The sequence below is a fragment of the Turicimonas muris genome (assembly GCF_002221595.1).
Classification (GTDB): domain Bacteria; phylum Pseudomonadota; class Gammaproteobacteria; order Burkholderiales; family Burkholderiaceae_F; genus Turicimonas; species Turicimonas muris.
The window spans coordinates 1-12,885 of the sequence record NZ_NHMP01000013.1 but is presented as its reverse complement, the minus strand read 5'-3'; the positions used below and the strand labels follow the sequence as shown (position 1 = coordinate 12,885).

At 44.5% G+C, this 12,885-nt stretch carries 13 protein-coding genes; 11 read left to right on the top strand and 2 right to left on the bottom strand.

The window, feature by feature from the left end:
* Position 1 precedes the first annotated feature (1 nt).
* The 3 genes from eno to alr all read left to right on the top strand — a co-directional run bounded on the left by eno (position 2) and on the right by alr (position 2,770).
* Positions 2-1,288, top strand: a complete 1,287-nt coding sequence (gene eno / locus ADH67_RS12485; protein ID WP_066591707.1) for a phosphopyruvate hydratase — start codon at positions 2-4, stop codon at positions 1,286-1,288.
* On the top strand, positions 1,288-1,611 hold the full coding sequence (locus ADH67_RS12480; protein WP_066591709.1) for a septum formation initiator family protein: 324 nt from the start codon (positions 1,288-1,290) through the stop codon (positions 1,609-1,611). The genes eno and ADH67_RS12480 overlap by 1 nt, the downstream gene beginning before the upstream one ends.
* Before the next feature lie 73 nt (positions 1,612-1,684).
* On the top strand, positions 1,685-2,770 hold the full coding sequence (gene alr / locus ADH67_RS12475; protein ID WP_066591711.1) for an alanine racemase: 1,086 nt from the start codon (positions 1,685-1,687) through the stop codon (positions 2,768-2,770).
* 80 nt (positions 2,771-2,850) lie between these two features.
* Here the strand turns inward: alr and ADH67_RS12470 are convergent, their stop codons facing one another.
* Positions 2,851-3,621, bottom strand: coding sequence for a sulfite exporter TauE/SafE family protein (locus tag ADH67_RS12470; RefSeq protein ID WP_066591713.1), 771 nt, complete (start codon positions 3,619-3,621; stop codon positions 2,851-2,853).
* A gap of 132 nt (positions 3,622-3,753) precedes the next feature.
* Positions 3,754-4,701, bottom strand: a complete 948-nt coding sequence (gene hslO / locus ADH67_RS12465; protein ID WP_066591719.1) for an Hsp33 family molecular chaperone HslO — start codon at positions 4,699-4,701, stop codon at positions 3,754-3,756.
* 136 nt (positions 4,702-4,837) lie between these two features.
* Between hslO and ADH67_RS12460 the strand changes: the two genes are divergently transcribed.
* The 8 genes from ADH67_RS12460 (at position 4,838) to ADH67_RS12425 (ending at position 12,702) form a co-directional block, all read left to right on the top strand.
* Entirely contained in the window at positions 4,838-5,692 is an 855-nt protein-coding gene (locus tag ADH67_RS12460; RefSeq protein WP_066591722.1) for a PHP domain-containing protein, read from the top strand.
* Positions 5,693-5,709: 17 nt separating this feature from the next.
* Positions 5,710-6,333, top strand: a complete 624-nt coding sequence (locus ADH67_RS12455) for an L-threonylcarbamoyladenylate synthase (RefSeq protein WP_066591727.1) — start codon at positions 5,710-5,712, stop codon at positions 6,331-6,333.
* 49 nt (positions 6,334-6,382) lie between these two features.
* Positions 6,383-7,036, top strand: a complete 654-nt coding sequence (locus ADH67_RS12450) for a site-2 protease family protein (protein ID WP_089275765.1) — start codon at positions 6,383-6,385, stop codon at positions 7,034-7,036.
* A 14-nt stretch (positions 7,037-7,050) separates the two neighbouring features.
* Complete coding sequence (locus ADH67_RS12445; protein WP_066591729.1) at positions 7,051-7,665, top strand: class I SAM-dependent methyltransferase; 615 nt, start codon at positions 7,051-7,053, stop codon at positions 7,663-7,665.
* Positions 7,666-7,731: 66 nt separating this feature from the next.
* A complete protein-coding gene (gene dapA, locus ADH67_RS12440) occupies positions 7,732-8,613 on the top strand; it encodes a 4-hydroxy-tetrahydrodipicolinate synthase (protein ID WP_066591732.1) in 882 nt (293 codons plus the stop codon).
* 94 nt (positions 8,614-8,707) lie between these two features.
* Complete coding sequence (gene bamC, locus ADH67_RS12435; RefSeq protein ID WP_066591735.1) at positions 8,708-9,883, top strand: outer membrane protein assembly factor BamC; 1,176 nt, start codon at positions 8,708-8,710, stop codon at positions 9,881-9,883.
* Positions 9,884-10,016: 133 nt separating this feature from the next.
* On the top strand, positions 10,017-10,559 hold the full coding sequence (locus tag ADH67_RS12430) for an FKBP-type peptidyl-prolyl cis-trans isomerase (RefSeq protein WP_066591740.1): 543 nt from the start codon (positions 10,017-10,019) through the stop codon (positions 10,557-10,559).
* 307 nt (positions 10,560-10,866) lie between these two features.
* On the top strand, positions 10,867-12,702 hold the full coding sequence (locus tag ADH67_RS12425) for a carbon starvation CstA family protein (RefSeq protein ID WP_236578474.1): 1,836 nt from the start codon (positions 10,867-10,869) through the stop codon (positions 12,700-12,702).
* Positions 12,703-12,885 lie beyond the last annotated feature (183 nt).

Sequence of the window (12,885 nt, the reverse complement as noted above, 5' to 3'; positions counted from 1 at the left end):
TATGAGTGCAATTGTTGAAGTACTTGGCCGTGAGGTTTTAGATTCCCGCGGAAATCCTACGGTTGAAGCTGAGGTTGTATTGGAAAGCGGCGCTTTCGGCCGTGCTTCTGTCCCCAGCGGTGCCTCTACAGGCAGCCGTGAAGCTATCGAACTCCGTGACGGAGACAAGTCCCGTTACCTGGGCAAAGGTGTTCTCAATGCCGTAGCCAATGTAAACGGTGAAATCAGAGACGAATTGATCGGCGAAGAAGGTACCGATCAAGCATTGATCGACCAGATCATGATTGAACTTGACGGTACAGACAACAAGTCCAGACTCGGTGCCAACGCTATTTTGGCCGTTTCTATGGCGGTTGCCAAGGCTGCAGCTGAAGAAGCAGGACTTCCTCTTTATCGTTATTTCGGCGGTACATATGCTACAACCTTGCCGGTTCCGATGATGAACGTCATCAACGGCGGTGCGCATGCCAACAATAACCTTGACATTCAGGAATTCATGATTATTCCTGCAGGTGCTCCTTCTTTCAAAGAAGCTCTTCGCTACGGTGCTGAAATCTTCCACACATTGAAGAAGATTATCAATGGCAAAGGCATGACAACTGCTGTCGGTGACGAAGGCGGTTTTGCTCCTACATTGCATAGCCATGAAGAAGCTATTGAATTGATCGTGGATGCCATTGAACAAGCAGGCTACGTTCCCGGTAAGGATGTATTCATTGGTTTGGACTGTGCTTCCAGCGAATTCTATGAAGACGGTGTTTACAACCTCAAAGGTCAAGGTCAGACACTTACTGATGACGAATGGATTGCTAAGCTCCAAGAATGGTGTGACAAATATCCAATCATCTCCATCGAAGACGGTATGGCCGAAGGCGATTGGGAAGGATGGGCCAAGCTTACTAAAGCATTAGGCGATAAAGTTCAGTTGGTTGGTGATGATCTCTTTGTGACCAACACAAAGATTTTGAAAGAAGGTATTAAGAAGAGTACAGCTAATTCCATTTTGATTAAGATTAATCAGATTGGCACATTGACTGAAACTTTCGCAGCCATTGAAATGGCCAAGAGGGCTCGTTACACTGCCGTTGTTTCTCATCGCTCCGGTGAAACTGAAGATTCAACGATCGCTGATATCGCTGTCGGTACCAATGCGGGACAAATCAAGACAGGCTCTATGTCCCGCAGCGATAGAATGGCAAAATACAACCAGCTCTTGAGAATTGAGGATGAATTAGGCGATCTCGCCGCTTATCCGGGGCTGGATGCCTTCTATAACATCAAACGCTAATGGCTGCATACAGTAAAACAACCAGCAATACGGCACCAAGGTTAATAGCCTTGGTGCTATTGGTCCTTTTGGTCCTCATTCAGTATCCTTTGTGGTGGGGCAAGGGAAGTGAAAGAGGACTTCAAGAACTTAACATTCAGCTTGTGAAACAGAAACAAGCTAACGAGAATGTTCTCGCTCAAATCAATCAAATACAAGCCGAAGCGGCTAGTCTTCGTGAGGGTAAAGATGCCTTGGAGGCTCGCGCTCGCCTTCACATGAACATGATTCGTGAAAACGAAGTCTTGTTCCGTCTTTCGGAATATCCTGAAGATAAGAAATAATCGCGGATTTGCGCGATTTTTCATTCCAACTAATTAAAATTATCTGATCCTTATTTTTACAGGAAGTGTTCCCATGCCTCGTCCAATTGAAGCTTTAATTGACAAACACGCTCTTCAACACAATATTGCACTGCTTAGAGAAAAAGCCGGAAAACGATTTATGTGGTCTGTCGTCAAGGCTGATGCGTACGGTCATGGACTTCATGGTCTCTTAGATATTTTTAAACTGACTGACGGTTTAGCATTGCTGGATGTAGACGAAGCCGTTGCAGTTCGCAATCTCGGCTGGAAAAAGCCAGTTCTTTTAATCGAGGGCTTCTTCACATATGACGACTTAAATAAAGTAGATAGATATGGGATTGATACTTTGATCCACTCGGATTGGCAGATTGAAGATCTCAAAAAATTTAACTTTAAAAATAAAGCCAGGGTTCATATCAAATTAAATTCTGGGATGAATCGGCTTGGCTTCCTTCCTGCACGGGCCAAAACTGTTAAAGAAGAGCTTGAAAAGATTCCTATGGTAGAAGTTGTGGATTTTGTCACTCATTTTGCTAACTCAGAACTGACTTATCCTGCTGACGGCAAGCTTCCGGTTTCCGGTCAGCTTAATAATTTGGTGTCTTTAGAAGAATTACCCTGCGCTAAATGCTTCTCCAATTCAGGGGCTATCCTTTGGCATCCGGAAGCTGCAGACGGTGCTGTTAGAGCCGGAATTGCTTTATATGGCGTGAGCCCGGACGGCAACAAAACCTCTGAGGAACTTGGCCTGACACCGGTAATGACTTTGAGAGCCGGTATCTTAGGTACTCAGAACCTTCAACAGGGAGACGCCGTAGGGTACGGGTCTAAATTCATAGCAGACCATCCAATGAGAATTGCAGTGCTTGCATGCGGCTATGCTGACGGCTATCCCAGGCAGAAAGCGGAAGATAGATTTGTATTGATTCATGGAAAGAAAGCTCCTTTAGTCGGGAGCGTATCCATGGACATGATTACCGTTGATATTACAGATATTCCTGAGACAAAACCGGGTGACTGGGCTGAATTATGGGGAAAGGATCTTTCGGTCAATGAAGTAGCAGCATTGCACGGCACAATTGGCTATGAGCTACTAGCTAACTTAAATATCAGGGTAAAGAGAAAATTTATCGGTTAAAAAGCGAATAATTTTTTTCCTTTTCTTCTCTATAAAAGCAACAGGCTCCGTAGGAGCCTGTTGCTGCATTGAATCTCGGTCTAACTGTTAGTAATGGCCAGCTTGGCAATAAGTGAGATCATCAGAAGCGAAATGACTAGATACAAGGCCTTCCTAACGACCTTAGGCCCGATTTTTATAGCGTACTTCGCCCCAATCCGGTTCCCTAGAATGCTTGCAATAGCGCAAGGAATTGCCAGAGAGTAGGCCACGGTGCCTGCGGACGCAAAAGTACATACCGCTCCGAGGTTGGCAAAGATATTGAAGATTTTTGCCGTTCCGGAGGATTTAACTAAACCGGCTTTTAATAAGACATGAATACCGATGAGAAAAAAGCTTCCGGCCCCTGGTCCGAAAAACCCTTCATACATGCCCACCGTAATCCCAATCAGAATGGCCTTCCATCGCCATCCTTCTACTTCTTCCACTTCTTTGTCAATTTTGAAGACACCGCTGAGTAAAGAAATGGCAAGGCCGACGGGGATCAGACCAACCATAATGAGAGTCATTTTTTGATTATCAATCGATAGAGCTAGCCAAGAGCCTAGAACACCTCCGACAAAGGAGGAGATCGCTCCTATCAAGGCGACTTTCTCGATAATCTGTTTGTTTTGCCAAAAAGTAAAAAGTGCGACGGAAGAGCCGCACATGGAAGCAAGTTTTGTTGAGCCTAAACAGAAATGTGCTGGAACACCAAGCATCAAAAGTGTTGGAGTTGTAATAAGTCCGCCCCCTCCGGCGATCGAATCAATGCATCCCGCGATAAAGAAGGCAAGACAGCAGATGAGGATTAAGGTAAGAGTGACTTCCATAGTTTAGAAATTTTGAGGTACTTTGTGAATTTTAAGAATAATCTTTCGGGATAACCGTTTTTCTTTTTTTTCTCAGAAGAAATCCTCATAAAAAAAGCCTCCCGGTAGAGGAGGCACGAATCAGGAACTAAATTATTGCCGAGTAGAAGGAACGTCTTCTTTCGATACTGTCATAGGACTGTCCTCCAGGAAGAGAGCCTCAATATCGGCCGGAGAATAGGTAATCGTTTTGTTGCAGAATTGGCAGGTGACTTCAACCTTGCCTTCGGCTTTTAAGATGTCTTCCAATTCTTTCTTACCCAAGGACTTCAGCATGGCATCGGTTTTTTCCTTTGAGCATCCGCATTGAAACTGAATCTCTTCCGTACCAAGCAGTTGGATTTTTTCTTGCCAGAAAAGTCTCCGGAGAATGACATCCTGACCTAAGGTTAAAAGTTCGTCTTCTTTCAAGGTCCCAGCAATCTGAGAGATTCTCGGCCATGCGTCCTTATCCATGTCTTTATTGGCTGTGCCGCCGTCTTCAGGCATCTTCTGAACCAACAGGCCACCGATGATTTTGCTCGTGGAGGCTAAGGAAATCTTAGTCGGAAGCTGTTCACTTTGTTCCATGTAGTTTTCTAAAATTGCGGCAATAGAGTCGCCAACCAAAGGAACTACACCCATATAAGGCTGGTCGGACGGTCTTCTGTTTGCAGGATCAAGAATAATGGCACATTGACCCTCGGCATCGGCATTAATCAAATCTTGGAAAGACGAATTGTCGGCAATTTTGGCATCTTCTCTTAATTTAGCCATGGCACGGACAGTTGTGCGGTTTTTAACTTCCACTACAACCATCGAGACAGGCCCCGACCCTTTGACTTGAACAATTAAGGAACCATCAAACTTAATGGTGCTTGATAAGAGGAGGGCGCCGGCGGTGAATTCGCCGAGCATCTTGTTGACTGAAGCAGGATAATTCTGGAACTGAGTCATTTCCTGCCATTGGTCCTCTAATTGAACGACAGCTCCTCTAACCGGAGCATCTTCAAACATGAACTTGGTAATTTGATCAGGAAGTTTTGTAATTTCTTCAGACATTCAGGTCTCCTTAAAGTTTCTCAAATTCTAAGAAATTATTTGGCTTCATAAGTAAAGACTAGTTCAGTTTGGTCATCTGATTAATGATTTGTTTTAAAGTGATAGTCTGTCTTATAGAACTTCCGTTCGAATCATTATGGATTTAAGAAGTATAGAAAAAAGTTCGGTTATCCCCGATTTGCATATGCATTCCATTTTTTCAGACGGTAATTACACTCCTGAGCAATTAGCCGAAATGGCTTCGGAAAATGGCGTAAATTTAGTTTCGCTGACAGATCATGATGAAATTGCCGGCAATGAAAGGATGCGGAAAGCTTGTGAACAAAAAGGTATCGCTTTTGTGTCGGGAGTGGAAATCTCCACTGGCTATGCTAACAAAGAGATCCATATTGTTGGCTTAAATATCGATACTTCTTGTCCTGAGTTAATAAAAGCTTTGCAGGAAACAAAGGTAAATCGCATAGAACGTGCGGAGGAAATTTCTAAAAAGCTGAAAGAAATGGGCTATCCCGGAGCTTTGGAAGGCGCGATGAAATTTGTCACTAACCCTAACTTGGTCTCAAGAATTCATTTCGCAAAATGGCTGGTGGATACGAAGGCGGCCTCCTCTATTGACAGCGCGTTTGAAAAGTTCATTGGTTCGGGAAGACCTGGTTTCGTTTCTCTTAAAGCTCCTACTATTTCACAAGCTGTTCATCTAATCAAGAGGGCACGAGGAATTCCGGTATTGGCACATCCAGGCCGCTATGGCTTAAAAGGTTGGAAACTTCAGGCACTGCTGGATGAATTCAGGAATGCCGGAGGTGAGGTCATTGAAGTGACGACGGGAAGTCATTCTTCAAAAGATAATACAATGATCTGCCAAATTGCCAGAGAGCAAGCTTTTATTGCTTCAACGGGCAGCGATTTCCATAGATTAGATACAAGATGTCCAATCGGAAAGCAAGGAGAGATACCTTCTGACTTAACTCCGGTCTGGTCGCTTTTTTGAAAAAAGGATAAAAATAAATGGGTTACATATTAAATGTCATGCCTGACTCTCCCCAACCTCATAGAATAGAACAGGCGGCTCAGTTGCTGACAAAAGGGGCAGTGGCGGTTGTGCCGACTGACACAGGTTTTTCTCTGGTGTGCAGAATGGACGACAAAGAAGGACTGGACAAAATCCGTCTCATCCGTCAGCTAGGAGAAAAGAAGCATTTAACTTTGCTTTGTGACTCTTTGAGCCAAATGAGCCAGCTCGCTCGAGTTAATAATACTGGTTACCGAATGGCTAAAAGTGTTACCCCCGGACCGTACACATTTATTTTGGAAGCCACTCGTGAGGTTCCCCGTAGACTTTCGCATCCCTCTAAGAAAACTATCGGTATTAGAGTCCCGCAAAACAAAGCTTTGAAAGCTTTACTGGAAAAAATTGGCGAACCCTTAGTCGGTACTACCATGATTATGCCTGGGCAAGAGGATCCTTTGTCCGAAGCATGGGAAATTCAAGATGCTATCGGGGATCAATTGGCCTTCGTTCTGGATGATGGTACTGTTGCCAAGGGTGATACCACAGTAGTAGACCTCTCCGGAGACGAACCTGAAGTTCTTAGAAAAGGGCTAGGGAATTGCAAGGCCATCGGCTTTTGATACAACTTTGAACACTTAGAAAAATTAAAATTAAATAAACTTCTGCTTTATGGACATCAATTCAATTATTCAAACAATTACTGTATATGCCATCCCTTTGATTTTGGCAATTACTATTCATGAAGCAGCCCACGGTTATGTGGCACGTTATTTTGGCGACCAAACAGCATGGATGCTTGGCCGCGTGACTCTTAATCCGATGAAACACATTGATCCGGTTGGAACGATTTTGGTTCCTGCGGTAATGCTTCTTGGAAGTGCGGTCAGCGGATTAGGGGGGATTGTTTTTGGTTGGGCAAAGCCTGTTCCCGTCAATTTCAGAAACCTGCGCAATCCCAAACAGGCAATGATTTGGGTGGCAGCTGCCGGGCCCGGAGCCAATCTTCTACAGGCCATTATTTGGGCCATCCTTCTTAAGGTTATTTACTCTGTAGGTCTGACTGAGAATTACTTCTATGAAGTTTGTCTTGCCGGTATCAACGTCAATATCATGTTGATGGCATTGAATTTAATTCCGATTCTTCCATTGGACGGCGGAAGAATCTTGACAGGATTGCTGCCTCCTGGTTTGGCTTACAAATACTCCCGCATCGAGCCCTACGGGATGTACATTTTGTTTGCTTTGATTTTGACCGGCATGCTTTCCATCGTCATGAAGCCCTTTATGCATTTTGGCCTTTCCATCGTCAAAGCATTCCTATAGGAAATGGAGGAACTATGAGTTGTGAGATTAAAAACGGACCTGCTGCTCACTCTTTAAAAGGATTGAAAGGGCAGCCTTCAAAATGGCTGGAAAGATTTTCCAGACTGTTTCCTAAAAATGCAAAGGTCTTGGATTTGGCTTGCGGCTGCGGAAGAAATACAAAATACCTTTCTAAGATGGGTTACGAAGTAACGGCGGTTGATTGGGACGAAAGAGTCAGACCTTACGTTGCTGATCTTCCGGGTGTCACCTTCAAGCAGGTTGACCTTGAAAACGGCACTTGGGCTTTCGAGCCAGAAGCTTTTGACGTGATTCTGGTTAATTTTTATCTTTATCGTCCGATTTTAAGTTTCTTGCCGAGCTCTTTGGTTCCGGGCGGATATTTGCTTTACGAAACTTTCATGATGCCTTATCTAGGTTTTGACGGAAATCGGGCAAAGAACTGCGATTTCATTTTGAATCCTCTGGAACTTGTGGATACTTATCGCAATACCATGGCGGTTTTGGCATACGAAGAAACGCTCTCTGAGAAAGGGGACTGCTTCCAGAAGATTCTATGCAAGAAACCGATAGACGGGAAAAATCTGCCTGTTGCCTTGTACGACTACGAAAATCTTTTAAAAATCTAATTCTGTATACTTCGTTCGCTAAAATCTACCTAATAGCTAACCTCATTTGGCAATGGAGATGTAGTAATGATTACTGGCAGTATTGTGGCGTTAGTCACACCAATGTTTGAAGACGGAACCATTGATTATGATTCCTATAAGAATCTTATTGAAATGCATATTGCCGCTGGTACCGATGCCATCGTTGCAGTCGGAACCACCGGCGAAAGCCCAACGGTAGATTTTGACGAGCACAATGAGCTTATTAGAGTAGCCGTAGAAGCAGCTGCCGGAAGAATTCCTGTGATTGCGGGAACCGGTTCCAACTCAACAAGAGAAGCCATTATTCTTACCGAGTATGCGCGCTCGGTCGGTGCCGTGGCCAGTCTCCAGGTCACTCCTTATTACAATAAGCCGACTCAGGAAGGACTCTATCAGCATTTTAAGAAAATTGCCGAAACCGTTGACCTCCCGATGATTTTGTATAACGTACCGGGAAGAACAGTTGCTGACTTGAAGAATGAGACTGTTCTGCGTCTTGTCCAAATTCCCGGTATCGTTGGTTTGAAAGATGCAACAGGAGATTTGGCCCGAGCCGCAGATTTGATGAGCCGTCTGCCTAAAGACAGAGAATTTGCTATTTACAGCGGTAACGATGACTCTGCTTTGGCATTGATGTTGATGGGTGGCCAAGGTGTCATCTCCGTGACAGCTAACGTTGCTCCGTCTTTGATGGCTCAAATGTGTGAAAAAGCCCTTGCTAATGATGTCATGGGTGCTCGCGCAATCAACGACAGATTGATGCCGCTTCACAAGCAGCTCTTTTGTGAACCTAACCCGGTTGCTCCTAAATGGGCTCTCCAGAGAATGGGCTTGATTCCCGGAGGAATTAGACTTCCGCTGGTCCCATTGGCTCCGTCTAAGCGGGAACAGGTTGAGCTTGCCCTGCAGATCGGCGGATGCATTTAACAAGTATTAAAAACATGACAGTATGAGATAGAATTTCATACTGTCTGTTAGTAATGTAAACTAAGCCCTTCCCAGGGTTTTTGGAGTTTTATAAATGGGTCAGTTTCCCGTACGCACAACATTGGTAATGGTTTTGGCGGCTTCTTTAAGCGGCTGTTCTTATCTAGGATCAACCTTTACCAATGAAAAAATTCAATACGAAACTACAAGTACCAGAGCACCTTTGGAAGTGCCTCCTGACTTATCTCAGCTGCCTTCCGATGATCGATTTGTCGTGCCGGGAAAGACTCAGGTGGTGACCGCTACTCAGATTTCTGAAATAGAAGAAGCACGCCGTGCCTCCAGCGGTGCACAGACTGAAGTGGGAGTTGCTCCAGTTTTGCCTTCTACAGTTGTTGCCAAGATTGTGAAGGATGGTTCCGATCGCTACATTCAGGTCAACATGGCACCTGATGCTTTGTGGAACGCTGTTCTTGACTTCTGGCCTTCTGTGGGACTTCAAGTCGAAAGAGAAGATCCTCGCGCCGGTATTATGGAGACTAATTGGGCAGAGAATAAAGCTAATTTGCCCCAGGATATTATCAGAGCCACTTTAGGAAAGATTCTTGATTCTGTTTATTCCACCGGGGAAAGAGACAGATACCGCACCCGTTTGGAAAGAAATGCTCAGGGCGGAACAGATATTTATATTACCAACCGCCGCATGATTGAAGTCTACCAAAACGGTAGAGATGGGCAGACGGCGTGGCAGCCGGGGGCTCCCGACAAGGAGCTGGAAGCAGAAATGCTGACTAGACTTTCCTTGCGTTTGGAAAACGAATTCAATCCGAAGCAGAAGACAAGAGACGAAGTTGACACTTCCGCTCTTAAACCTGTCGCAGCCCCAGAATATATGAGCAAGGAAATCAAAGGTTCGGACGGCAAAACGGAAGCTTTGGTTATTGACGAGCCGTTTGACAGAGCTTGGAGAAGAGTAGGTGTCGGTTTAGATCGTGTCGGCTTTAATATCGAGGATCGCGACAGAGCCGCCGGCACATATTTCATTCGTTACTTGGATCCAGAATACGAAGCTAAGAAGCATAGTGACGAAGGCTTGTTTACACGCTGGTTCGGAAAAGAAAAAGCTGTGGAAGCACCGATTTATAAGGTTGTCTTAGAGAACAATGGAGACGGCAAGACTCGCGTTACCGCCGCCCCGGAAAGCGAAAGAACAGATCCGTTAAGCACTTCTTCAAGAATTCTTAATCTCCTTCAAGAACAAGTTAGATAACAATTTTTGAAGCTGAAAGACAGGACTTCGATTTCCTATCAGTCCTGTTTTTTTACGCCCATTGATGGTATTTCTAACGTCGAGACTGAAAAACGATGAGTAATATGACGAAATCGATAATGAGAGAAACAACATGGCGAAGAATACAAATGACGAGACAGTAGTAACGGTCGACAGCGTTGTGAAAGTAAAGATGAAAGTCACGACCGCTGGTAAAGATTTTGAAGAGGAAACAGACGATGATGGAAGTTTTATCCTCATTGGCCACAACGACACGCTTCCTGCCATAGAAAAAGCTTTAGTGGGAAAAAAGGTCGGTGATAAAATCCATCTTAAGCTTGAACCTGAAGACGCTTTCGGAGAGTCCGATCCAGCCTTGATTATGGCTGTTCCAAATGCCTTATTGGGAGACCATATCGAAGAAGGCATGAAGGTTGCGGGCACAGTGTTGGATCCGACTGACGAGAATATTTATACAGTTCTTGGACCGGCTAGCTCCGGAGAAACCATTCTTGACGGTAACCATCCGCTCGCCGGAGAAGCTCTTACCATAGATATCGAAATTCTTGAGATTAATAAGCCTACTAAAGAAGAAATCGAAAACATCGAATCTCAGGCAGCTTCTTCCGATTTATTTGAAATCTCTGAAGTAACCAGAGATCAGCTTTCGCACTAAAAATTCAGTTTTTAATTCAAGCGATTGCCCGCAAATTTGAGAAATTCTCTTCATTTAATTTGCGGGCAAAGTTCGTTCTTTCTCTTCTGCCTATCCGGTTCCGATAGCTTTTCTCAGCTCTAGCTTAACTAAACTTCAAACATTTGCATTCTCACCTCCTCTTTTTCTCATCAAACTATTTTTGTCAGAAAGTAGGCTTTTCTATCTCAAATTGAGTTCGTATATACCTTTACGGGTTATCCCTGCATAAAATTAGAGTCGTTTATTGCATTTTCTTACAACAGTTACTTTTAGATGAGGGAGGACCATGCTGGACTATCTAACTGGAATTAATGCTGTAACGATTTTGTTCGTATCTTTATGCGTATTTGCAATTGGCTATAGATTCTATGGGCTCTATATTGCGCAAAAAGTTTTAGTCGTTGACAGTCAACGTGCAACGCCTGCCGAAAAATATGCTGACGGTCAGGACTATGTAAAAACTAATAAATTCGTTCTTTTCGGACATCACTTCGCTGCTATTGCTGCCGCCGGTCCTCTCTTAGGACCTGTATTGGCAGCTCAGTTCGGTTATTTGCCGGGCTTGTTATGGATTCTTATCGGCTGTGTTCTTGCCGGCGGTGTCCATGATATGGTTGTTCTTTTCTGCTCCGTTCGTCATAAAGGAAAGTCTTTGGCTTATATCGCTTCCAAGGAAGTCGATAAGACCACAGGTTTCGTTGCCAGCTGGGCTGTATTAGCGATTTTGATTTTGACCTTGGCCGGCTTATCAATTGCTTGCGTTAACGCAATGTATAACTCTTTATGGTCAACTTATACGGTAGCAGCCACTATTCCAATTGCTATCTTGATGGGCGGCTATATGCAGTACAGCAAGCATCCGCTTCGAGTCACTATCGGAACAGTTATCGGCGTCATTCTTCTTTTCTTATGTATTCTCACCGGTCCCTGGGTTGCCGAACATCCGGAATACTTCGGCTGGTTGGATATGGATAAGAAGACAATGTCCATCGTTATTCCGGTTTACGGTTTCTTTGCTTCCGTGCTTCCGGTTTGGCTTCTTCTGCTGCCTAGAGATTATCTTTCTACATTCTTGAAGGTTGGAACTATCGTTGCCTTGGCTGTCGGTATTGTTTTCGTAGCTCCTCATTTCCAAATGCCGCCGTTGACTAAGTTTATCGGCGGAGGCGGTCCAATCGTTCCCGGTCCGGTTATTCCGTTTATCTTTATTACTATTGCGTGCGGAGCTTTATCCGGCTTCCACGCCACTATCGGTACAGGTACTACACCGAAGATGCTCGACAATGAAAAGAACGTGCTGTTTGTCGGCTACGGTGCTATGCTGACGGAAGGTTTTGTAGCTATCATGGCTTTAGTCGCTGCTTGCGTTCTTGTTCCTGCTGATTACTTTGCGATTAACTCCAGTGCTGAGCATTTCCAGGCTTTGGGAATGGCAGTACATGATCTTCCGCGCTTAGAAGCCGAAGTTCAAGAAAGCTTAGCGGCACGTCCGGGCGGTTCCGTCAGCTTGGCTGTCGGTATGGCTTACATCTTCAGTAAGATTCCATGGATGGAACAGTTAATGGCTTACTGGTACCACTTTGCCATTATGTTCGAAGCCGTGTTTATTCTTTCTGCCGTTGACGCCGGTACTCGTGTAGGCCGCTTCTTCTTACAGGAAATGATGGGCAAGGTTTATCCAAAGTTTGCGGACAAGAATTGGCTTCCGGGACTGATTTCCACATCTATCGTCTTTACAGGAGCATGGGGATATTTGGTTTACTCAGGCGATATCACCAATATCTGGCCTCTGTTCGGTATTTCTAACCAGCTGTTAGCCTCCGTGACGCTGCTGATAGGCACAACTATGCTCATTCGCATGAACAAAGCGAAATACGCATGGATGACCGGAGTTCCCGGAGTTTTAATGACCATTATTACAATGTGGGCCGGCGTTTGGCTGATTATGTACCAGTACTTGCCTGCCGGTAAGAATCTGCTCGCATTCCTTTCCGCTTTTGTGATGGTTCTGATGGGAGTCGTCATTTGGGGTACGGTCAGAAGGTGGTTTGCTCTTCTGAAAAATCACAATGTCGTAAAAGATGAGTACGGTGTAGAAGTTAAAGAAATAGTTCAAGAATAAGAACACTTCATTTTCATTATTAAAGCCTTCCGGAAAAGTTTGAACCACCGGAAGGTTTTTCCTGAGTTTGATACCGAAACCCCCTTATTTTCATAATTACTATCTGAAAATAAAAGGAAAATCTCTCTTGACTTTTTTTGGTTATATGTAGTAAAATAATGGTAATAGTATAGAGAGGGGTTT